The organism is Pedobacter sp. MR2016-19 (genome assembly GCF_014947265.1).
Taxonomy (GTDB): domain Bacteria; phylum Bacteroidota; class Bacteroidia; order Sphingobacteriales; family Sphingobacteriaceae; genus Pedobacter.
Genome location: NZ_JADCNK010000022.1, coordinates 1 through 24264 on the forward strand (window position 1 = coordinate 1; position 24264 = coordinate 24264).

The following is a 24264-nucleotide window of genomic DNA, read 5'->3' on the forward strand; positions in this document are numbered from 1 at the left end:
AATTAAATTGCCATTGGAAGGGCTGGCTACTACCGGTGTGGCTGTCGGCAACTGTACATAGGTAAACTGGTCGCTGGCACTGGTCGCACTGGTGCCTCCTGTTGTAGTGATGCGGACATCAACGGTGCCTGTTCCTGCCGGTGCGGTCGCCGTGATCTGTGTTGCCGAGTTAACGGTGAAGCCTGTAGCTGCCGTAGCGCCAAAGGTCACTGCGGTCGCCCCGCTGAAGTTGGTGCCGGTAATGGTCACGCTAGTGCCTCCACCGGTCGGGCCGCTGGTTGGGCTCAAAGCCGTTACAGTTGGTGCCGCGACGGCCTGTCCATAGCTAATAGAAAACTGAGTGGCTGCTGTATTACCATTGCCTGCATCATCCTGCGCTATATTGGCCGCAATATTTATCGTTACTGCACCATTGGCCGTTGGCGTGGCATTAAAAGTATAAGTTGTTCCGCTACCTGAAAAACCACTGATGGTGGCATTTCCTGGTGTAATATCTCCTGCTACAAATCCCGTTACCGTCTCCGAAAAAGTAACTGTAAATGGAATTGGTGAAGTGCTTGTTGATCCGCCAGTAACACCTGCACTACTGCTGATCACAACCGTCGGGGTAATATTATCCACGGTAGCATTAGCGTCATCGTCCGTAGTTGTAGACCCAACCGTATTTGTAGCCGTAACAGATACGTTCCTGTTTGTAGCATCTAATGTGCCTGCAATAATGGTGTAAGTAGCTGTCCAGGTATTGCTACTGTTGGTTGCGGTAACCGCAGTACCTCCGCCAAATTGGCTAAAGTTTACCGTTACGTCTGTAACTCCTGAATTGTTATCGCCGCTGGCTGTATTATCCCAGGTTGCGGTTACCACATCTCCTATCTTAAATGCACCACCTGTGCCATTTGCACCACTAATGCTGATTTTTGCAGCTGTAACCGTTGGCTCCCCAGCGGTGAATTGTGTTAAATTGCCAGAACCAAAGCCCAGGCTAAAGTTATACGGTGTACCAGATGAAGTTGTATTGACCCAATTAGCCGTATTGGTAATATCCGTTAAAATTGTGGCTTTTGACCCACTTGATAAGGTCGGATTATATTTTACATTGGGATAACGTGAATTAGCTGTATTCGTAAAAAAGGCAGTAGAATAAGTTGTACCTAAATCAGATGGCAATTCGCTATAAGCCGGAAGCTGATTAGTGGGTTCAACACTGTTGGGATTTATATGCCATCCGTTTGAAGAAGTCCCAACAGCAACATTTAATCTGAGATTATTAAAAGCAAAAATAAATGAAGGACTGCTTTCACTTCCCTGGTAGATTAATAACTGATCACCCGTTGCTGGATTCCATGGGTTGGCAGAAAGAGTAGTGTTAGTCCATGAGTTCGAAAGTATAGAAAAATCTGCTGAAGGAAGCGAACTGCCATCCCCTTTTGTTCCCAATACTTGCCTGTTAGCTAAGTCAATCTTGAAAATAATCACCGTACCTGCTGATATTGCTACTGAAGGCTTCCATTGCAAAGTTCCCTCATTTGTTGTAGTTACACCTACAAAATGTCCTGCAGTTGAGCCATAGGTATTTACCCATCCGCGGTCGGTAATATAAATTACCTCATCCTTAGCAATAGTATTAAGTGCAACCACAGCAAAACTACGTATAGTTGTTCCGGCGTCTGCATCACCGTTCATTCCAATTACCGCAAGATCGCCTTTAGATAAAGCGGCCCTGGCACTTAATACACTGATTAAAAGCACCGGGATAATGAATAAAAAATGAAATACTTTTTTGTAAAATTTCCTCATATAATTACTTTTCTAAATCTTCAATACTTGCAGTAGAAATAAAAGTATAACCGGGATTGAAGTTTACCGGTTATACTGATAAATGATTGTGGATAAGCTGGGTTTTTAGTCTCTTGCAGGAAAAAGTCCTTGTATACAAATCACATAATAAAGGGCCATTGAGGGTTGCCTGTTCTCATGGACGGCAGGTGTTGCTGAGCCAGAAGCTGCAATAGCCATGTTGGTTAACTGCGGCCCGGTTACACTTTGTATACTCAGCGTGCCATTAGCCATTGGCGCTTGTTGTGCCGGCGCTTGTGGTACGCCATATAACATTTCCCCCGATGAAATTGGCGCACCTAAAAGATTGCCTGTAGGGCTGGGCTCATCATATTGGTCAGCAGATGCTTTAACAGTTACAGTTGCTGTACCTGCTGCAGGTATATATGCTAAATTATGTATATGAGCTGACATTTCCGGCAGACCGATTGTTACTGATTCTGTGCCTTCTGTGTCACCTATGCTGTATTCTGAAAGCCCAGGCCCCTGACCTGCACCAACAATAGTTCTTCCCTGTAAATCAGGTAATTTAAATGTGTTTGTACCATCGCCGCCATAATTAGTACCAATTATTGAATATAATGCGGTATAGGTACGTATTGCTAAGGTTTGCCCGCCACAAATTGACCAGCTCATCGGTGCAAACGTTCCGGCGAACATCCTTACTTCTCCTATAGTTCCTTCCATTTTTGATAAAATTTAGTATGAATCAATTTATTTAGTTTCTTGAAGGGAAAAGTCCTTCTATGCAAATGATATAGTTTACAGCCAGTACCGGTTGTATATTATTGTGTGGCAAGCTACCACCTGCTGCACCGATGGTTACTTTTGGTATTGGCGGTGAGAGATTGCTAACCTGTGCAGCATTGCTATTCAGGTTAACCAGATTTGGAGAATTAGCCGGATTTGCATAAACATTGTCAATATTCGTTGAGTCTTGTGCCAGATAATTACCCACCGGACTATTTTCAGGACCAGGAGCAGCAACTGCATTTAATGAAATATTTACTGATGCTGCAGTGGTACTGTAAGTAGGGGTAATTTGATGCGTATGGGCTGGCAGCTCCATTGAAGTTAAAGCATGACTTTCCTGTCCGTATTCCTCTCCTAATTGATAAGCGCTCAGGGTAACACCCTGGCCTGCTCCTATTACTATACGGCTGGCAATGTTGGGTAAATTGAAAGTATTCACGCCGTCTCCACCATAAATGGTACCGATGACTGCATATAAAACTTGATATTGAGATAAGGACATTTGTTGCCCTTGGCAAAACATCCAGGTTCTTGGTGCGAAAGTGCCTGCAAATGCACGGATTTCGCCAACTGTTCCTTCCATAATTATTTTATTAAGGTTTAGTAATTAATTTCTTGATGGAAAATATCCTTGTATACAGATAATGTAATTGAGTGCAATGCTTGGCATGATGTTATTATGCCCGGCACTGGCTCCTGCGGGTTGTAATGCAACAGTCGGATTGGGAATGTTAACATTTGTAACCTCTAAAGAGCTATTATGTAAAGCACTCAAAGTACCGCCGGTAGCGAAAATGGCCATTTGAGCGGCTTCCTCCTTGCTGATAAAAGCATCTAGCCCATTCTCTTGCGTACCTCCGCCTGGGTTGGCATAGAATGTAGCATTACCGATACCATTACCCGTTGCAGGTGTAACTATGGCGGTATGCGTATGCGCAGGTATTTGATTTACGGTAAGTGGTACCGTTTCTACGCCTATTTTTTCCCCTGGTGTTGTATAAACAGACAAATTTGCACCTGCTCCTAGACCTATTACTGTTCTGCTTCGCAAATCAGGCAATCCGAAAGTGGTACGCCCGTCTCCGCCGTATAAAGTACCTACTATGGCGTAAACCGCCTGATTAGTGGTTAGATTTAATAGCTGTCCCTGGCACAAAGCCCAGCTTCTTGGGGCAAAATCGCCGGCAAAAATCCTTACTTCTCCAATTGTTCCTTCCATATAATATTAATTTAGGTTTATAAATTTTTCTCCTGTTTGTATTCCCATCTGAAAGAGCTTACTTCCTGAAAAATAGCCCTCTCGCATGTGCAAAATATTGATCTTTAAAAAACGATTTTCCAGGCAAGCCACAATCAATCCATAAATTGCATCGGCATAAACTATTGTGCCCGGTTCTGGCTTCACTTCTTCCGGTAACTGAATCTCTGCCGGTGAAACTTCCAGGATTCGTATTTCAGCATTTTTAATCCAGGCTGTAGCACCATCATATTTTGGGTTGGCTGCATTAATCAGACATTCTATTTCGTCTGCAGAGTGCTGTTGCCAATTGATCGCAAGCTCCCGATGACCAGGTCTTTTTTCATACCTCGCCATATCTTCATTATTTTCATTTATAACAGGCAGATGGCTACTGTTATTCACCAAGGCAGGTAGTGCATCTACAGCCATAAAGCCTAAACGCTGGCAAAGCAAACCATAATTTTCACCTTTTATAATAGGTAGCTGCTTTGACCACAAAACCGGACCTGCATCTATATCTGCCGTCATTTGATGTATAGTCAGACTAGCAAAGCGTTCATTGTTTCTGAGTTGCCAGAATATCGGATCAGCTCCACTATATTTTGGTAATTCACCAAAATGAAAATTGAAATAACCATTACGTACCATTTGAAGCATATCATCAGGAATTAACCAGGGAAAACCAAATACCCAAACCGCATCCACATCTGATGCTGTTAGCCACTTTTGCATTTCCTGTTGCCAGGATATTTTATTCAACTGCAATACCTGATCAGTAGACAAACCCATAGCCAGCAGCGGCCCCAGCAATATTTTGCTGCTTCGCTTCAGCACTGCCACACCACCTAAAAGCCCACGGGCAGCTAATGCCTGGACAGTTGGAAATGCGAGCGAATCTGAGTTGCAAATAACCGCTATTTTCATTTTATATGCCTAAATAAGGGTTCATCCAAAATGAAGAGGTTTGGCTGTTGATCCGCTTTACATCTTCATGATTAATATTAATCGTCTCCAGTTCACTAATCAGCTGCCTGGATATTTCATCTTTGATTCCATTGAAATTATTTTTGACCAGGTAAACCCTGCTTTGTATGGCATTTAATTCTGGTACAATTTCAACACGTCCACGTGCTGTTTCAATGGCAGCTTCGGCAAGGGCTTTTTGCAAAGATTTTCCGCCCTGGTCTTTAACCGCCTGGGCAATTAGCAGACCTGTTTCAAAGCCAAACTGTGTAAAAGGATTTGCCATTACCTGACTTACCTCATCAAGCTGGTCCTGTTTTAATTCACAGTTTAACGATAATGTAGTATAAACCTCAACTGGCTCAGCTGTTGTAAATGGCTCCAGCAGAAACGGCAAACCAAGTAACGGAGTTGTTTTATGCAAGCCCTGCTCCACATATTGCGTTAAGAAAGTTTCAGCTTCTTTCCCACAAAAAGTAGCCAGAATAAAATCAGGTTTGTAAATATGTATATGCTCAAATACAGCGGCAATATCGCCTGTTTCTTTGGGGTTTGGTGTTGGTGCAATAGCAAATGGCATAGTTACTCCTACGGCTGCCGATTCCATACCAGCACTCAACATGCTTTGAAATGAATATCCACAGTCGTATAAACCAGATACATACATTCCTTTTTTACCAAAAGTTTGAACTCCCCATTGGCCAATAGACCACAACTGCTGCCAGGTATGAATTGAATTAAGAAACATGTAATCGTTAAACTTTTCAGGATCTGGCAAATGCTCCCCAATATTATTCATGATGAAAGGCCGTTTAATATTTGCTATCTTTTCTGAAAGATCAGCACCTACTTTATTGGAAACTATTCCAGTAATTACGTCAGCATCATCAAAACTAACCAGTTTGGTAAGCGCGGCTTCAGCAAGTTCACGGGAACCCTGTCCGATAAATTCGGGCACAATTTCTAACTCAACCTCCTGGTTTAACCCCTTAAGTCCATTTTTCAACCCTGTACTAAAGTGCTTAGCCATAGGCAGGATACTTGAATTGGAAAGCAAAACGCCCACCGTTAATTTTTTAGTTGCCATTAATTCTAATTAATTTGCCCACATGCGCAAAAGATTACTATAGTGTTGCTGTAATACAAGATATTCTTCTTCAAACAGTGCTTTGCTACGGAGATTTTCAGTGACCTGAAAAATTTCAAATAACATTTTTCTGTATACTGTTTCTTTAACCAGTGACTGCACCCAGCTTACCGCAACGTTTCGCTCTCCCCGGGTAACTTCCCGTACGCGATGAACCTGTGTGCATGGATAGCAAATGGCGTCACCTTTATTCAGCTTATATAATATATTGCCATTAGCAGTCTGGAGTTCCAGTTCACCCCCATCATATTCTTCGGGATCATTCAGAAAAATGGTTAGGGCGACATCAGTGCGGATCATATTGCCCATAACCGGACTATCCACATGCCAGCCATAGTGCATGCCTGGCATATAATTACTGATAACAAAGGGATGAATACTGTGTGGTAAGACCGCATTTCTGAATAAGGGATTGCGGTTGAGTGCAGCTAAAATATTTTGTTGAATGGCTACGTGCTCCTGTGTTTGAGGATTAAGCTGCAAGTTGCTTTTTACTTCTTTTGCAGCACTATACGCCGTTAACCTGCCATCATCAAATGCTCCGGATTTAAAAAGAGAACGAATATCTTCAACTTCAGTTTCGCTAAGTAAATTTGAGATATGCAAATACGTATTATTTAAAATACAATTTTGATTTACATATGAGTTTGTAGATTGAGAGTTCATTTAGAGCAGCTACTTAAGATAAGTATAAAGTTATCATAACTTTTTATATTTTAATATCCTATTTATCAAAAATAATTTGACAATTATCAACAACTTTATTAAAACAATTCATCTACTTAAATAGACGCATGAGCTCAGGTTTCAAAATTATTTATATGTTTATGCTGCGATTACCCACATTTAATTACAATAAGTACCAATGGACACCTATATTCTGGGAACAGGCTTATCACATGATGGATCAACAGCGCTGTTAAAAAACGGCAAAATCATAGTTGGTATTGAGAAAGAAAGGCTTAGCAGGATTAAACATGACGGAGGTAACGATTTTGATACCGTCCGGTATTGCCTTGATTTTGCTGGGATTAAGGCCAGTGATTTAACATTAATTGTGCAAGCCTCAAACTTTGAAAATAACATCTCACCAAGCCAATATGCCGGACGCCGGTATTTCGATAAGCATATTCAAATACCTGTGATCACCCTATCCCATCATCTGGCACATGCCTGGAGCGCAGTAGGCATGTCACCGTTCAAAGAATGTAATGTAATGGTGGTTGATGGTGCAGGCAGCCCTTACAACCAGTGTTTAGATCTTGAAGACACGAAGGTTCCACCCTATCTATTTGGTAGTGGCATGTATTGTGAAAAAGACAGCTTTTATTATTTCGACGGGAAAGATTTAATTCCGCTGTTTAAAGATTTTTCAGAAGTTAAATTATATCAAAACACGGCTTCATTAAAACTACCAACCAATTATCATTCCATAGGCGGACTTTATCATGCGGCCAGTCATTATTGTTTTGGCAACCTGAATGATGTTGGGAAACTGATGGGCCTGGCGCCCTATGGTGTTTTGAATGGAAAACCACCCCTGTTTAAATTAGAGAATGGCATCATCGAAGTATTTTACGAAAATGTGGATCTGTATTTCAACAAACCCTCATCAGGATATGATGCTTTTAAAAAAGATTTTACCCACTATGCCGACATTGCACGCTGGGTACAGGATGAAACTGAAAAGGCAATCATTTATCTCTTTCAGGAACGGTCTAAACTTCAGCCGCATGCCAATTTTGCTTATGCCGGCGGAGTGGCCCTAAATGCTGTGGCCAATTATAAATTACGCCGTTCGGGCATTGTAAAAAATCTATACACCCAGCCCGCAGCGGGAGACAACGGACTAGCCATTGGCTGTGCCTATTATGGCTGGCACAAGATGCTGGGCCAGCCAAAAGGAACCATTCCAGACCACGTTTTTTTCGGGCGTGGATACGCCAATGATGACGTGGAACGAGCCATAGCAGATGCAGGAATTAGTGATAATCCGTCATTTTTGATCAGGCAAACACCAGATTTTGTTTCACTTACAGCTGCCGAACTTGCGCTTGGCAAAGTGATAGGCTGGTTTCAGGGTGGGGCCGAATTCGGACCGAGAGCATTAGGGCACCGGAGCATATTGGCAGATCCGCGTATCAAGGGTATAAAAAACCACATTAACAGCAAAATAAAATTCAGGGAAGATTTCAGGCCTTTTGCTCCGTCAGTTAGAATTGAAGATGTACAAAAATACTTTATTCATGGGTGGGAAAGCCCATACATGATATTGATTGATGAGATAAAGCCTGAATGGAAAAACCAGCTCGAAGGTATTGTTCATCAAGACGGTACCTGCCGGGTACAAACCGTAACCAGTGCATTCAATCCTGAGTTTTATCAGCTCATTGGTGATTTTGAAGCAAAAACAGGCATCGGCGTTTTATTAAACACATCCCTCAATCGCAAAGGAATGCCCATAGTGGAAACTCCTGCCGAAGCTTTATCGCTTTTTTTATCCGGCGCAATGGATGTATTGGTATTAAATAATTTCATAATTTGCAAGTATCATGATTTGCTTCTCTAAATTAAACCTCAATATTGACGTTCATTTGCTCCAACAAGAATTGAACGATTTATTAACCGGCAATAATTGGATGCCGCACTACAATACTGCCGATTATACAGGTAACTGGCATGTTTTACCTTTGCGTACCCCCGGTGGAAACAGCGATAATCCTTTTGCCGATCTTTTTAGCCACAAAAATTTTGAAAATACAGCGCTATTAAATAAACTACCTGAAACCTGCCGCTTTTTAGAGAAACTTGACTGTGAAAAACTTTCTGTGCGACTGTTAAATCTTCGTGCTGGATCAGTCATTAAAGCACACAGAGATATTGAACTGGCTTTTGAACATGGAGAAGCACGTTTGCATGTGCCCATATTCACTAATCCAGGTGTTGAGTTTTATGTAGATGAAGAGCGTATTATGATGAACGAAGGCGACTGCTGGTACATTAATGCGAACATAAAACACCGTGTAGCAAATAATGGCATTGCTGACCGGATACACCTGGTTATTGACTGTAAGGTAAACGATTGGCTTACCAAACTGATTACTGAAGGCAGGAAAAAAACAGTTTTTTTGAAAAAAGACCCGGAAACCGAACAGCAGGTAATTGAAAGCCTGAGAATGGCAAATACAACACATTCAAATCATCTGGCAGAACAAATGGAAAAGGAATTAAACAATAATCAGTTAATTGCTAAACTTCTTGACTTTATTTCTGAGATCGGTTTACATTACCAGCTGGAGAAAATAAATGAAGATACCTTTTTACCTGGTCTTAAACTAAGAGATGGCGTATTGATTATTGACACTGAAAAGCTGTTGTATCCCGGCGACATTTTACACGAAGCTGGACACCTGGCCTGTATGCCGGCTGAAATACGCATGGATATGAGCGATTCGCTACCAAGCAACGACCTCAATAACGGTGGCGAAATGATGGCTATAGCCTGGTCATATGCTGCATCTGTACATTTGGATATTGACCCTCATATCGTATTTCATGATAAAGGATACAAGGGCGGAGGGCAAAGCCTTGTGGATAACTTTACCCAGGGCCATTTTTTCGGCGTTCCTTTATTGCAATGGAATGGAATGACCTATCCTTCAGGCCAGGAAAGTAGTCTGTCTTTCCCACAAATGATAAACTGGATATGTAAACAAAATATGTATATCAACCCTAAAGCGGAGAAATAAAGATGACATCAGATTTTACTTTACCACAATCAACAGCACTCAGCACTTCGGGCCTGATGCACCTGAAGCGTTTTTGGAGCAAAGTAATGCTTAGAAGGGTCAACAAGTTTGACGATGAACTTTGGAAAAAAGAATGGCAACTGGATAAAACCTTACTGAGTGTATTGGGTCTTGGCATTGAGCAAACACTCACTTACGTTTTTCAATATGCCCCGGCATTTGAAGAATTTGAAAAATGGATTGTGCATACTTCAGGCAGCCCTACAAGCGAACAGATCAGTAGATTTAACAGCTTATTTAATGAGGCACCAGGGCTTAGCCAACCCATCCCATCAGTACTCAGTGCGGAAGAACTTGTATTTTGGACAGAAAATGGCTATCTGATTCTTAAAAATGTGATTCCTAAAGAAGATTGCCAGGCCACTATTGATGTGATTTGTGATTTTCTAAAAATAAATCTAGATGATGCTAACACTTGGTATAGCCCCAATACCTCGAGGCAAGGAATTATGGTTCAATTATTTCAGCACCCTTTATTACAAAAAAACAGGCAATCAGCACGCATCAGAATGGCTTATGAACAGCTATGGCAGCGTACCGATATCTGGGTAACAACAGATCGCGTAGGCTTTAACCCACCAGAGACTGATAAATGGAAATTTACAGGGCCCGATTTACATTGGGATTGCAGCCTGGATTTACCTATTCCATTTAACCTGCAGGGCTTGCTGTACCTTGCAGATACCGCACCTAATCAGGGTGCCTTTACCCTGGTTCCCGGGTTTCAACATCGCATATCAGAATGGCTCCGCGCCCTTCCTGCTGGAACCAACCCAAGAACAGAAAACCTGCATGCGCTGGGTAGCTTACCTATTGCTGCTGAGGCCGGAGATTTTATTATCTGGCATCAGGCTTTACCACATGGCAGTAGTCCAAATGCTTCGTCAAAACCGCGGTTTGTGCAATATATCAATTATCAGCCTGCTGATTTTACTGCTCAGAAGAACTGGATGTAGATCATAATAACATGCTGCTAAATTTAATCAGCTGTGCAAATTTTATTATTACATTTTCACATAATTTTATGTATCAGATTGCTAATTAATAAAAAGTAAAAAGCTATATTTGAGATAACCTGTTCAAGAACAACGATATTATCAAATTTGCAATATATTAGTTTGAAACAGGTCGTTAGTGCTCTCATCAATCTTGGTTTAACCACTGTCATCAGTCGGTTATATATGAAATGCATTGACATGTAGATAGTAAAAGTTAAAAACTTAATTATATCTAAATATGGCAATTTTTAATTCTGCATTTAAAATTACAATGGGTAACGAAGGTGGTTATGCCAATAACCCAAATGATAGCGGTGGTGAAACCTACGCTGGTATCGCAAGAAATTTCTGGCCTAACTGGGGTGGTTGGCCAGTGGTAGATCAGGCCGTTTTAACACATCCTAACAATATAAATGCCACACTTGCTGCCAATAGTGCAGTACAGGCCGAAGTACAATCATTTTATAAGCAGAATTTCTGGGATGTGATCAGTCTGGACAACTTAAACAGCCAACAGCTTGCCAACCAGTTATTTGACACGGCTGTAAATATGGGTACAGGTATCGCCTCCCGTTTTTTACAGCAGGCAATAAACAATATTATGCCCGGTAAACTTGTTGTAGATGGCATAGTTGGGCCACAAACTATTGCTGCAGCTAACAGTATTCCGCTGGAAGCACTATACAATCAGGTTATTGCACTTCGAAAACAGCGTTATCTAAATATTATTAAACAGAATCCTTCCCAGGCACAGTTTCAGAACTCATGGCTCAGTCGTTTAACGCCATTCAATCCATCATTACCATAAACGCATCAATTATGAAAAAGAGCAGTTTAATAATGATTTTGGCAGTACTTGCTACAGGATGCAGAGGAAATGCACAGACTTATGATCTTCATAAAACTTTAGCACTTGTCATAATTATAGGGATTATCCTCGCGTTTTTTGCTTTGGCCTTGTTCACCAACCTGCTTCGTGATGATGTAAATAACCTGAATTTGTTTAATGCCAATGCCGCGAGATTAAAACAGCAAAAAAAGCTGCTGATTTTTAAGAGCAACAATCCCTTTAGTCTATCGCGTGTACAATTAGGTGTATGGACTGTGGTGATCTCCTGCAGCTATATTTATTTGCAGCTTTGCATGGGTAATTGTAATGACACAGGACTAAATGAAACAGTATTAGTGTTAATGGGAATAAGTGCCGGTGTAACTGCAGGTGGTACCATAATTGATAAAAGGGAAATACAAGATGGACGTTTTCGCCATCAAAACAGTCCTTCTGAAGGCTTTTTTGTAGATATTCTTTCTGATGATAACGGCATCAGCGTACATCGTTTTCAAAAAGTTATATGGACTGGCGTTGCTGTTATTATTTTTCTGAATAAAGTATACAGCATAAAAACAGGATGTGCCCTACCCGAACTGAGCCAGACACTTTTATGGCTTACTGGCATAAGCAGTGCTGCCTATTTAGTTTTAAAAACCCAGGAAAACGCTCCTTCAATTGATTCTGCTGCAGCAAATAATCTATCATCTGATATTTGGTCCGGACAACAACAGGCTACGCCTCCCGTTTCACAGGTAAATCCGGCGGTAACTAATCCTGTACAACAGCCACCAAATGCGCCTTCTTCGAACAGTACATTAACATACCAAAGCCCGGCAGAGGCATCGAATAACACAAGTCCATCACCGGAAAGTGATCATAATTAACCTGGATTAATAATTAAAAGCACCGGTAGAAGGCATATCTGCCGGTACTTAATGCCATCTTTAAATCGTATAGGTAAAGCCAGGGTTATCAGACATTACATACTCAAATTTGATTGTTATACCCTCCTTTTGATTTTGTAATTCACAAACCGCTAGTGGCATTGTAAGGCTGCAAGTGTAAGTATTTAGGACCTCTTTACCAAATACCGTGATTTGCGTAAATAAATCAAGTCTTTTATGGGTTTCCGAAGCAGGCACCTGTAAAACCACTGGCTGTGGAAGCTTGAATTCACGGCTTGCACAATATACCAACCCTACTCTTATCCTTTTTGGCTGATAATCAGGTATTGTAAAACTGTTGTATTCTTCTTCCCATCGTGTTAATACCGCTTCGACAGTTATCTCTTCCGGAATAAAAATAGCCTCTGGACGCATTTGTGGAATTAAATTGTTCATGATTGCCACTTGCGGTTCTTTCTTTAAAGCATTTAGCATGGTTTCTGAAATTACCATATCAATACTAACACTATCAGGAAATTTATAAGTAGTGGCATCGGTGCAAACATAATCGGCCACATAGTCTGAAAGGCCTAATTTTTCATAAACATTTTTTGCTGCTTCCAACGAACCAGGATTGATATCTAATAAAATGAAATTGATTTGCGCTGCGGTAAATTGAGATGTTAAAGGCGTAAGCAGTGTGGCGTAAGGACCACAACCAGCATATAATATATTTATGGTATGCCCGGGTATTGTATCTAATAAATGATTAATCGCACGATAAATGCCTCTTATAAATCTACGTGTGCGCTCCAATTCTTTAAGACAATGTGCAGCTTTAATGGTCGAAACTGCTTTACCGCTTGGCAGATGAATATCTTGATCTGTAATGTTACCTGCATTTACCCCGGTTACGCCAGCAAAAAGCAAATGGAGCTGGTCAATAGCATTTTTGATATGCAGATAGTCGTCTTCAAAAAGTAAGGCATTAGTTGCAGCAGAAATGTTTTCGTTGCGTTGTTGAGTCGTTAATTCCATATATATTTATACCTAATGCTAAAAAGTTTTAATACCAAACTAAAAGATTAAATTTAGCTCAGATCAATCGTTAATTATTAATTTATTTAAGCGTATTAAATACGGCATTTTAATTGATTATATAATCTTCGAATTTGGTATAGTGTTTATTTCCGTAGAAATCAACCATACAAAATCCTACCTGATAATTCCCTTTTGGCATGGTTAAAAGCTTGATGTCTAAAGCTGAAGGATCAGTGATGGTAATTTTACCCAATTCAATACTCATTGATTCATCCAGGGCATTTTGGCCCAGAAAAGTAATTTCATCATGTGCTTGAAGGTCCTTAATCTTATCCGTAATCCCATCAGCAGAAATCTCCCGAAATCCGATCACTTTAGCCAGATTTTCCCCGTCAACATTAAAATACTTGATCATAAGTTCAGCTTGTTTCCCATTCCAAAGCACAGGTACATTGTAAGATACACCCGATTGATTGGAAAGTCCCATAAATACACAAACATTGATATCGTTAATGCTGATCCACCTGGCATCCCATTTTTTATTACCCCCATACAAGGTAATATTTCCACGGTAATCCACATTGGTATCGTAGGCATCCAATCCATACGAAACCAGCGTGCTGTCTCCAGTTAATCTTCTGATATTTAAGTAAATCTTATTGGTGTTAACCAACATGGCTGCGTTTAGCTTCCTTCCCGAATCACCAACAAAAACGCTATCAGCACCGCCCCCAATTAATTCAGCTACATAATTTTCGATAAATTTTTCAAACGCTATGTTAAAAGGCGTTTTCAAATAATCATTTAATTGACTGGCCGTTTTTCTATTGTAATAAGGGAAATATACCGAAAGCCCCGAAATGGCATCTTTATCCAAATTTTTTGAATAAACATTGAATAAAACTGCATCCCGCATTTTTTTCTCGAAATCGCTAAACAATGTGTCTGTACTTTTAGCTGCCAGCTTAAAAAAGCTAAAAATATCAATCATATCTTCAGCCGCGAATGAAAAAGAAGGCAATCCGAATGATTTGGACTTGGCCCGGTAATTTGATTTCTGCCTAAAAGCTTCTTTAGGCGGATACGTTGAATTTAGATTTGCAGAAATGTTACTGATTAATTTTCCTACACTTATATTTAAAGCATCTACTTTATTAAGCGCTATTACAGACAATGTTGCCTGCAGATAAGGTTGAGACGAATAAGTATCGATATACGATTTTGTAATTCCCTCCAGAAGTTGAGTTGTGCTTAGATTTGGATTGGTAGATAAGGAGTTGATGATATATTTATAATTCCAGCCGTTGCCAGGTTCAAGTTCTTGTGAGGCCACCATGTATTCAGCATAGGGTGCCAGTACCGTAGCCGTTTCAATGGTTGCCATTAAACAGGCGTCAAAACCTATAAAATCCAGGTTCAAATCATTTTGGCTATGTTTTAAATCAGCAAAAGCCTCTCCCATTTCACGTAACGACAGGGAAATATCTTCAGGAAATAACTCATCATATCCAAAACCATGTACACTGCCTCTTCCGTGATTCCAAAAAATCAACCCATATCTTTCTGCAGGGAAGTTCTTTTTGCTATAAGCAATAAAATCAACCAGGGTTGATGGGTCTCCTATACTTTTGTTGGCTGTAACTTTTACTTTTTCAAACCCATTTTTAGTAACCTTACTATAGGTCAGGCTATCGCTGGAAATCGGCTCAGAGAATTGCCATTTTTTAGTTCCTCCCTGCAAAATCACCGTTGCAAAGTTATCATCAACGTTATTATAGGAATTGATAATTTCGTTAATGTCTTCACTCGCCAACTGATGTTTGCTTTCCAGGTCTGATCCATTCATATAAATCAGCAGCACAAAACTGCGCTTAGGCTCCAGGTTTTGAGCATAGCTGATATTAGCATAAAATATTAATCCAGCTAGTATTAACAGTAAATGGCGACTTTTTCTAATGAAGCCCATTATCTTCTTGGATTAACTTGTGGAGGATTTCTAAATTGATAAATGGCTGCGGCCACAGCATCTTTAAATTCCTCACCATATTCATTCGTATTATCTGGGAATGTTTTCTTTAACAATTCTGATAATCCATCTGCATAATTCTCATTGGCTAGATCTATATCAAAATCGCTGTTGGCCTTAAATGATCTTTTAACTTCATTATTATCTTCAATAACGTTCTCTACTCTTGAAAACAAAGAACGTCTTTCGTTCCTTAAACTTCTTGCAACTGTTTTCTGATTATTTATGTCCCTAACAAGATCTAATAAATCGTTCATCTGTTGGTCCAATTCAGAATTTGTAGCCCTAACCTGGTTATCGCGTACCAATGTAATTACTTCATCCAATGAACTTACAAATTCATCATCAAAGGCTTCCACACATTGGCGCTGTATCACTTCATTTTTGAGTTTCACCTCTTCTATTTCGCAAATGTTTCGTTGCCAATCATCAGGTTGTTTTTCATATTCATCCAGGTATTTCTTATTCGATTCGATCAGGAAATCTTCTATCATGTCATGAAATTCCAGTAAGTCATAATAGTCCTTTTTATTTTGCGCAATGCTTTGCAATTTAGGCGTTAATAAATTATAATCCGTTTCTGAACTTAAAGTTCTAAAAATACCATTATTGATATTTGAGGTCACTTCCTGCGTTTTAGCAGATAGTTTATCCTTCACAAAACCAGTGATCAAAGCACCAATATCGTTCATCGCTTTATCTACATCCAACGAACCTTTTAACTTGATATCATTTCCAAAAACAGTTAACTCAAGCTCCGCTTCTATTTTCCTGGCATTAGACGTAAATTCCATACTTAATACAAAAGATTTGATCCAAAGTAACCTGGTAATGGCACTTAAAATATTAGCTACCGCCTCTAAAGCTCCTGATGCGACCTTTCCTCCAAGGGTTAGTGCGGCCTTTGCTATTTCCAAAGCACCATAGGCTACGCCGATAGCCACATTCACACCTACCTTTAAGGTTTCATAATATAAAATCTGAGCTGAATAATAAATTTTTTCATCAACGCGCCACCAGGAAGCATCTTCTCTTCTGTCAAGATAACCCCGGATGTAATCATTATATTCATTAATCGTGTTACTCAGATTTAAAATCTGCTGTTGCGCCTCGGTTAATTTCCGGTTTGCATTTTCTATAGAGTTTTGCACGCTCCTGGCCGCATCACGCACGGCATTCTGGGCTTCTTCCAAAAGTTTGATAAATCCACTGGTATCGAATACCAAACGTGAACTAAATCCACTGCTCGAAAAATCTGCGTAGTTTCCATCTAAATGGAATAAGATTTTAAAGCCAACGTATTGCAGTTCAAGATCAATGTACACCTTTCTGTCTTTAAGAAGAATCAAGGCATCTAACTGAAAGATATTTAAGATATTCACATAAGCACTTAAATAAAATTCGAGTTTTTTTGATGCCCGGTTGATATTTAAATACAGTACGGGGCCTTGGGCATCTGCTTTTATCAGGGCACCAGCCAGTCCACCTTCTATAGGTTCCATAGGCATTGTTTTTCGTGACCTTGTCAATTCAAATATTCCCTTGATCTCAATTTTTGAAATTTCAATCAATGCCAGAATAGCATTACCAGGCTCTAAAAGAAAGAGTCCTCTAGCCTTTACATTAAAGATTTCGATAGTGCCACACAGAAAAAAACCGACATTCATCTGATAGTTCCCAATTCTGGTAGGCTGAGTGCATATAAACAGCTGGCAGTTTAAAGAAATAGCTCCCGATGAGTCCACCCGGTAATGCCGCATGGTTGAAGTATCGGTAAAAATGGACTGACGGCTGGTTCCCAAAGCAGAAACCTGAAGATTTTCTACACCGGATATAGCGAGTTCAGTAGGCAGGCTCGAATTAAAATTATTTAAGATTTCTGCTTTATTGGCCTCTTCTGGGTTCCAGTGAGGCATTTTAGCATTATTGATTTCAAAATCGGCTAAAGCCACCACATCAAGAAATTCTATTCCAGGAAAATCAACTTCCGCAATATCTACGATGATGTCCTTTAAGGAAGTCCTTCCCTTGGTAGAGGTAATGGCTGCTGTAATTAGTCCGATATTAGCCTGGCTAACAATAAACCCTGCAAAAATGGAAATATTATTGGTTGTTACCCTACCAGTCATCCCAAAAGTAATTCCTGTTGCCCCTACGCCAATCATCAAGCCTAAATCGCTCAGGCTAATCCTGGTGTTTAATGGTATCTTATAGTTTGAAGAAGCAGACAAGGTAAAGGAGGAAACGGATAGGTTTCCGGCAAGAACAAAGGTTAATACATCATCTTTCAAAGGAAAATTAAGCTTCCCTCCAGCCTCTAGGTAGAACCCATTATCATTTTTAATCCCGAAATATAAATTTTCAATTTCATAACCATCCTTTTTGATATTTGCACTGATGAGCATCGCCTCAAATTTTGAAGTGTTCAGCGATGCTGCTATGACCAAGTCAATATGATCCAGGCCAGTTAATTGATAAAGCCCCGATCCAAATGCACTATCACTATTTTCCAAATCAAACAATGAGTTGGCAACCAATTGATACTTACCGTAGCGATCTGACAAGACCATCCCAGGAAAATAATCTGATGCGCTTCGGTTTAAATATTGGTTAATGGCAAGGGAAGATTTATTTCTAACGATTAATGCTACTTTTTTTATAGCAAAAAAAGTCATTGTGTCATAAATGAACTGCTCTAATACATTTCCATCCTTAAAAAAATCGGTATCTATGCTTAAAGCCAACTGTTTAGTATCCGCCAGCACAACCGCATTGACATAAATCGAAGCTTTGCCACCTGCTATATTTTTGTTATACAGAATAACCACCGACCAGATATCGGCAGATTTAAGCACCTGTGCTTTAAAAGTTCCGGGTAAGTTATTAAACAGCGTAAATTGCCCAGACAGCCCATTAACGCCCAATTCATTGTTGTTCAATAAATCTTTGATTTTAGCCCGACTGGTGTCAAGCTCTCCTAAAATCAATTTTTCATTGTTCCTTACAATAATGGTTACTGATGCATCTAACTCAAAAATCTTCCCGGTAGCCGAAAAAGCGAAGTTGGTATGGTTACTCATTTGAAATCAAAAAATTATGCGCTTGCGGCTGTGCTTAAAAGAAAACAGATCAAATTAGCTGATACTAATCATCTAATATTATTATGCTTCGGCTATTTTTTTTTCAGGTGCATCAAGTTTCTTAACTAAATTTTCAATGGTATCTAAATTCAGTTGCTGCAATATCACATTCTTGTTGGTATTCCAGATTTTAAAAGCCAATTTTTCTATTTTCACAAACCCTAAATCAGGAATGGCATCTCCACAATCAACCTCAATGGCAAAGGCATACTCCTTTGTATTTCCTTTTTTATAGATGTAAGCGGTTTTTAATGTAAATTTTAAGTTCTCTAAATTAAATTTATTTTCACCATTAGATTCGTTACTTATGGCGGTAAGGCTATCTTCTATTTGCTTTGCGGTAATTTCGCTACTAAAAGCAGCTTTAAAATCATCTTTCATCTCTTTTAAGCTAACGCTGTTAACTTCCTTGATATCCATAGGTGCTAAAAGAAAAGAAGATTCCGCTCCTGTTTTCTCATAAATTGCTACTAATTTGGTTTTAAGTAATTGGAACTGTACGCCCAATTGAAGACTCATTGCACTCATTTTTTTTTAAATTTTTAATTTTCCTACTCTTTTGGCTTTTCGGATGATGCCCCGTTTGCGCTGTGGTCTCTGGTCTCCACTTTTGGTTATGATAAGATTATTTAGCAGATCGGTGTAGCTTGCTTAAGCCATCAATCACCAACCATTAATGTTTTCAATAATTAATAGCGCTACAGTTAAAACAAAAATATGAACCTGCAAAAGTTGGCTTACCATTTGGCCTGTATCTGGCTAAGCTTCTCAAAGCACACATTGGGGTCATTGTTTTTTGCATATCAACTATATTTATGGTCGTTAAATACATTTTTTAGACACAACTTAACATTAGCCGTTTTATGGCTAACAAAAAGATTGGTCTTTAGGCAATACAGCTGCAACGAGAAAGAGTTGTGACTTGAGAGCGTTGCATATCCGGATTGTTCCTTCAGAATTACCGCGGGATAATTCTGAACAGTTATTGCATCATGAGCAATTTACTGATTCACGAATATAATATTTTTATCATTTCGAATAAACATCCTGAGCAAAAAATAATATTAAAATAGCACCCGGAAGAAAAGATGATGAAGTTTAGCGAGTAAGCCTATTGCTTCATAAATTAGCTATTATTGGTTTAACCAGATTTTTTGATCTGTTGCTAAATCCGTTCCACGATAGCAGTAGCTAAAGGTCTTTCAGATGATTACCTTTAAATTAGATAAACTTGTAATTAATAAGAACCTACATATATACCAGTTCTTCACTTCGATATTACAAAATGTGATCCATCCATCATCAAATTTAGGATATATACTTAACAAACCATTTTGTAATGGGCTTGTTGTTTCTATCTTTGTAACCGGTCTTGGCATTGCCACTTTCGGAACTTGGGGCGAATTTTAAAAAGCAGATTTTTAGTATAAAATTCCCCTTTCGAAACAAAATTGCCTTTAAACATTCTAAAATAAGAAGCTAACATGTCTGACGAGAAAATAATCTTTTCAATGGCAGGAGTAAATAAAATTTACCCGCCACAAAAACAGGTTTTAAAAAATATTTACCTTTCTTTCTTTTACGGAGCCAAAATCGGAGTTATCGGTTTAAATGGTTCTGGTAAGTCGTCTCTTTTAAAAATTATTGCCGGTTTAGATAAATCTTACCAGGGCGAGGTCGTTTTCTCACCTGGTTATTCGGTGGGTTATTTAGCGCAGGAGCCGATCTTAGACCCCGAAAAAACCGTTCGCGAGGTGGTTGAAGAAGGCGTTGCCGAAGTTACTGCCATTTTAAAAGAATACGAAGAAGTGAATGAGGCCTTTGGTTTGGAAGAAAACTATTCTGATCCGGATAAAATGGATAAGTTAATGGCCAGACAGGGTGAACTTCAGGATAAAATCGATTCCCTAGGTGCCTGGGAAATTGATTCGAAATTAGAAAGGGCCATGGATGCCTTACGTTGTCCTGATCCGGATACTAAAATTGGTGTATTATCAGGTGGGGAGCGCCGCCGGGTGGCCATGTGCCGTTTATTGCTTCAACATCCTGACGTATTATTATTGGATGAGCCTACCAACCACCTGGATGCTGAAAGTATCGATTGGTTAGAACAATTTTTGCAAAATTACGAAGGAACCGTTATTGCAGTTACCCACGATAGGTACTTCCTGGATAACGTTGCCGGATGGATTTTAGAGTTAGACCGCGGCGAAGGCATTCCCTGGAAAGGAAATTACAGCAGCTGGTTAGATCAGAAAGCAAAACGTTTATCACAAGAAGAGAAAACAGAAAGCAAACGCCAGAAAACATTAGAACGTGAGTTGGAATGGGTACGCATGGCACCAAAAGCACGTCATGCAAAATCTAAAGCCCGTTTAGCCAACTACGATAAATTAGCTTCAGAAGATGGCAGAGAAAGAGAAGATAAATTAGAACTGTTCATCCCTGCAGGTCCACGTTTGGGGAATGTGGTTATTGAAGCCACAAACGTTACCAAAGCTTATGGCGACAAAGTATTATTCGATAATTTAAACTTCTCCCTTCCTCCAGCAGGTATTGTAGGGATTATTGGGCCCAATGGTGCAGGTAAAACCACTTTATTCCGTTTAATTACCGGACAGGAAGAAGCAGATGCGGGTACTTTCCGGGTAGGCGAAACGGTTGAACTAGGTTATGTAGATCAGATGCACAATGATTTAGATGCAGATAAAACGGTATACGAAAACATCACCGATGGATTAGACAATATACAATTGGGCACTAAAGCCGTTAACGGACGTGCTTATGTTTCAAAGTTCAACTTTAATGGTGGCGATCAACAGAAAAAAGTTGGTATTCTATCGGGTGGTGAGCGTAACCGTGTACACCTGGCCATTACCTTGAAAAAAGGAGCCAATGTATTGCTACTGGATGAGCCAACCAATGACATCGACGTAAATACCTTGCGTGCACTGGAAGAAGCTCTAGAAAACTTTGGAGGCTGTGCTGTGGTGATCAGTCACGACAGGTGGTTCCTGGATAGGATCTGTACACACATCCTTGCTTTCGAAGGTAACTCTGAAGTTTATTTCTTCGAAGGTAACTACTCAGATTATGAAGAAAACCGCAAGAAACGCCTGGGTGATGTTACCCCAAAACGCATCAGATATAAAAAATTAGATTAATATAAAGTCCCGATAAAATCGGGACTTTTTTGTTTGAGATGATTGCGTTAATAAAAAATTATTAATTGTCTTTGACTGGAAATATTCTTAGAGATTGAAAATAAATTAGCATAGATATAAGATATAACTTAATCGCATCTAAAGTTTCAATTATTTAAATGTGTTACTGTTCTCAAAGAAGTCAAGTTTTAAAAACTTGACTTCTTTTATGCATACCATTATATAGATGGCTGAAAAGGATTTGGCCTTTGGTTTTCTTTCGCTTTACGTTTGCCCCTGAAAAAGAAATACAGGTTGATAAATAGCATAATGCCCAGGTAAATGGCAAAGCCACCTATTTTAGAACTTAGCGCTTCAACCAGACTGCGGTAATCGTTTGCGCTGATCGTAATCTTCATAATGAGGAGTGCGAAACCAATGTTCAAAAGGTAAAAACCCGTTTCAAAAAGTTTGTTCGTTGCGTTGGCAATCTCTTCCCTTCCCTTAAAAATATCCAGCATATATATCTTACTGTTTTTGAACAGCGTTTTTGAAACATAAAAAGTCAAAAAAAGTGCAATTGGTAAATAAAATGCATAGCCGATTAAAATTTTTGTCGTTTCCATAATGAAAAGTTTAAGTGTTATTTTATTAATTTATGAATGGTTTTGGTAAGCAAATAGATATTTAAATAATGAAGAATAGACAGGATGCAAACAATAGTCGCCACTTTTACCGCCATCACTTCTACAAGCTGCTGCGATGAAAGGATCGTTTCCCACCCTACCAATGTCATGGCACAATAGCCAATATTGACCAGGTAATAAGAGACCAACAGTGACTTATTAATCTGTTGACAGAGATCAAGGTGATCGGGAATGAGTTCGGCTACAAAGATATTTCCATTGCGGTAACATATCTTCCCTACCACTACGATGATGAATACGATAACCGTTATAAAGATGGCATATCCGAGTATATTGTAGTCCATAACGAATAATTTAATTATTTAACTTTCAGTAAAAATTGAAAATAAAGATTAAAAAAATAAGCCTTTTTAAGGCATTGTGTAAATCTTTCTATCTCATTTTCTCTTTCACGATGTAAAAGTAAATTAAATTTATTAAACTTTCAAATATTACTGAAAATTAATTAAAAGAAAAGTCGCATGTCATTACGAATGGCAATTAAGGATTTTATTAGTTTCCTATTTATTAAAGATTCTTCACTGCATTTAAAATGACAGCAAAGGAAAGGTAGTTTTTATTTATGCAGTTGCTCCATCAAGCTATCGTCATTTCGAGCGGAGTGTAACGGAGTCGAGAAATCTATCCATGCAGATCTCTCCGTTTCGCTGCGCTTCAGTCGAGATGACGACGTTTCTATTTGAATCTAAATATATAGTCACAGAAAACATGGAATACCCCACGCGGTTATCACCCTGAGGGTTTAATTTACTATTAAATAATATGAATAACAGATTTTTTAGCGGATTATAGGCTCCGAGGAATCGTCATTCCCAACTTGATTGGGAACCACGGAGTGCTCATGAATACCTTTGAAACAAGGGAAACTTATGAATAATCGTAATGCAAGCGCTTTAAGATTCCTGCCTGCGCGAGAATGACGACCGTACTGATAGGGTCTGCCGATGGTAGCGGAGTCGAAGAGCATTTACCGATTAGTGTCTATTTTTCAAAGCCTTTTTGATCGCCACATCCGTTACCCCTTCCATTATTTTATAACCAGCGAGGTTAGGATGAACCCCATCAACCGTCAATTCGGCACGCTGGCCTTTTCTTTCATCAACCAATGGTGTCCAGTAATCCAAAATGGTATAATTTCTCTCTTTGGCATAGGTCTCAATTTTTTCGTTTAAATCAACAATGATATCGGCTGCCTTAATCTGCTTATTCCATGGATATTCATAAACAGGCAAATATTTACAAAGTATTACCTTAATACGGTGTAACCTTGCCAGTTCTGCCATCGATTTAATATTATCCATAATTTTATCTATCGTCACATGGCCTGTATTGCCTGCAATGTCATTACTACCTGCCAAAATAATCACCGCTTTTGGTTTAAGGTTAATCACATCCTGCCGAAAACGGATCAGCAGTTGCGGCGATATCTGTCCGCTTATTCCCCTATCCACGTAAGTATTCCGGCTAAAATATTCAGGATCCTTCTGTTTCCAAAATTCGAAAATAGAACTCCCTAAAAAAACAACCCTTTTTTCTTTTCTGGTTGGTGGTGTTAAAAGCTCATTTTCTTTCTGATACTTCGTTAACGCTGCCCAATCGTCGGCAAAATTTTCTTTTTGAGGTTTATTGTTTAACGAATCTACTTTCTGATCCTGTGCGAATAAAGCATGGCTAGCAATCAGTAAAATACAAAACAAGATTTTATTCATAAGGTAAATTGCAAAATATAACGAAACACTAAACTA

General features: G+C 39.3%; 20 protein-coding genes. 6 read left to right on the forward strand and 14 right to left on the reverse strand.

Annotated features, from left to right (window positions below; genetic code table 11):
* From IM793_RS24895 to IM793_RS20810, 7 genes are all read right to left on the reverse strand, one after another.
* Positions 1 to 1797, reverse strand: a 1797-nt coding sequence (locus IM793_RS24895) for an IPT/TIG domain-containing protein (protein WP_227256339.1), incomplete at its 3' end; no start/stop codon positions are given.
* Between the two features lie 105 nt (positions 1798 to 1902).
* On the reverse strand, positions 1903 to 2523 hold the full coding sequence (locus IM793_RS20785; RefSeq protein WP_193424700.1) for a phage tail protein: 621 nt from the start codon (positions 2521 to 2523) through the stop codon (positions 1903 to 1905).
* 31 nt (positions 2524 to 2554) lie between these two features.
* On the reverse strand, positions 2555 to 3172 hold the full coding sequence (locus IM793_RS20790) for a phage tail protein (protein WP_193424702.1): 618 nt from the start codon (positions 3170 to 3172) through the stop codon (positions 2555 to 2557).
* Positions 3173 to 3196: 24 nt separating this feature from the next.
* On the reverse strand, positions 3197 to 3808 hold the full coding sequence (locus IM793_RS20795) for a phage tail protein (RefSeq protein ID WP_193424704.1): 612 nt from the start codon (positions 3806 to 3808) through the stop codon (positions 3197 to 3199).
* Between the two features lie 6 nt (positions 3809 to 3814).
* Positions 3815 to 4753 (reverse strand): formyltransferase family protein, encoded by a 939-nt coding sequence (locus IM793_RS20800; RefSeq protein ID WP_193424706.1) that lies wholly within the window; start codon positions 4751 to 4753, stop codon positions 3815 to 3817.
* A 1-nt stretch (position 4754) separates the two neighbouring features.
* Positions 4755 to 5879: an ABC transporter substrate-binding protein gene (locus IM793_RS20805; protein ID WP_193424707.1), complete on the reverse strand. Its 1125-nt coding sequence runs from the start codon at positions 5877 to 5879 to the stop codon at positions 4755 to 4757.
* Between the two features lie 9 nt (positions 5880 to 5888).
* Positions 5889 to 6545, reverse strand: coding sequence for a Fe2+-dependent dioxygenase (locus tag IM793_RS20810; RefSeq protein WP_193424709.1), 657 nt, complete (start codon positions 6543 to 6545; stop codon positions 5889 to 5891).
* Between the two features lie 259 nt (positions 6546 to 6804).
* On the opposite strand from IM793_RS20810, the gene IM793_RS20815 reads away from it, so the two are divergent.
* The 5 genes from IM793_RS20815 to IM793_RS20835 all read left to right on the forward strand — a co-directional run bounded on the left by IM793_RS20815 (position 6805) and on the right by IM793_RS20835 (position 12462).
* Positions 6805 to 8508, forward strand: coding sequence for a carbamoyltransferase C-terminal domain-containing protein (locus IM793_RS20815; protein ID WP_193424711.1), 1704 nt, complete (start codon positions 6805 to 6807; stop codon positions 8506 to 8508).
* Complete coding sequence (locus IM793_RS20820) at positions 8492 to 9688, forward strand: aspartyl/asparaginyl beta-hydroxylase domain-containing protein (protein WP_193424713.1); 1197 nt, start codon at positions 8492 to 8494, stop codon at positions 9686 to 9688. Before IM793_RS20815 ends, IM793_RS20820 begins: the two co-directional genes overlap by 17 nt.
* A gap of 2 nt (positions 9689 to 9690) precedes the next feature.
* The gene (locus IM793_RS20825; RefSeq protein WP_193424715.1) at positions 9691 to 10704 is read left to right on the forward strand and encodes a phytanoyl-CoA dioxygenase family protein; all 1014 of its coding nucleotides are present in this window, start codon (positions 9691 to 9693) and stop codon (positions 10702 to 10704) included.
* Positions 10705 to 10984: 280 nt separating this feature from the next.
* Positions 10985 to 11554, forward strand: a complete 570-nt coding sequence (locus tag IM793_RS20830) for a glycoside hydrolase family 108 protein (protein WP_193424717.1) — start codon at positions 10985 to 10987, stop codon at positions 11552 to 11554.
* 11 nt (positions 11555 to 11565) lie between these two features.
* The gene (locus IM793_RS20835; RefSeq protein ID WP_193424719.1) at positions 11566 to 12462 is read left to right on the forward strand and encodes a hypothetical protein; all 897 of its coding nucleotides are present in this window, start codon (positions 11566 to 11568) and stop codon (positions 12460 to 12462) included.
* 60 nt (positions 12463 to 12522) lie between these two features.
* Here the strand turns inward: IM793_RS20835 and IM793_RS20840 are convergent, their stop codons facing one another.
* The 4 genes from IM793_RS20840 to IM793_RS20855 form a co-directional block, all read right to left on the reverse strand.
* Positions 12523 to 13500 (reverse strand): class I SAM-dependent methyltransferase, encoded by a 978-nt coding sequence (locus IM793_RS20840; protein WP_193424721.1) that lies wholly within the window; start codon positions 13498 to 13500, stop codon positions 12523 to 12525.
* 109 nt (positions 13501 to 13609) lie between these two features.
* A complete protein-coding gene (locus IM793_RS20845; RefSeq protein ID WP_193424723.1) occupies positions 13610 to 15469 on the reverse strand; it encodes a clostripain-related cysteine peptidase in 1860 nt (619 codons plus the stop codon).
* On the reverse strand, positions 15469 to 18609 hold the full coding sequence (locus IM793_RS20850; protein ID WP_193424725.1) for a hypothetical protein: 3141 nt from the start codon (positions 18607 to 18609) through the stop codon (positions 15469 to 15471). The genes IM793_RS20845 and IM793_RS20850 overlap by 1 nt, the downstream gene beginning before the upstream one ends.
* Before the next feature lie 81 nt (positions 18610 to 18690).
* On the reverse strand, positions 18691 to 19188 hold the full coding sequence (locus IM793_RS20855) for a hypothetical protein (RefSeq protein ID WP_193424728.1): 498 nt from the start codon (positions 19186 to 19188) through the stop codon (positions 18691 to 18693).
* A gap of 965 nt (positions 19189 to 20153) precedes the next feature.
* Here IM793_RS20855 and ettA point away from each other — a divergent pair.
* Positions 20154 to 21833, forward strand: a complete 1680-nt coding sequence (ettA, locus tag IM793_RS20860; RefSeq protein WP_193424730.1) for an energy-dependent translational throttle protein EttA — start codon at positions 20154 to 20156, stop codon at positions 21831 to 21833.
* A gap of 218 nt (positions 21834 to 22051) precedes the next feature.
* Here ettA and IM793_RS20865 read toward each other — a convergent pair whose 3' ends face one another.
* The 3 genes from IM793_RS20865 to IM793_RS20875 form a co-directional block, all read right to left on the reverse strand.
* Positions 22052 to 22438 carry a hypothetical protein gene (locus IM793_RS20865; protein ID WP_193424732.1) on the reverse strand — a complete coding sequence of 129 codons (387 nt, stop codon included), beginning with the start codon at positions 22436 to 22438 and terminating at the stop codon, positions 22052 to 22054.
* Between the two features lie 17 nt (positions 22439 to 22455).
* Positions 22456 to 22803: a hypothetical protein gene (locus tag IM793_RS20870; RefSeq protein WP_193424733.1), complete on the reverse strand. Its 348-nt coding sequence runs from the start codon at positions 22801 to 22803 to the stop codon at positions 22456 to 22458.
* A gap of 690 nt (positions 22804 to 23493) precedes the next feature.
* The gene (locus tag IM793_RS20875; protein ID WP_193424735.1) at positions 23494 to 24228 is read right to left on the reverse strand and encodes a GDSL-type esterase/lipase family protein; all 735 of its coding nucleotides are present in this window, start codon (positions 24226 to 24228) and stop codon (positions 23494 to 23496) included.
* Positions 24229 to 24264 lie beyond the last annotated feature (36 nt).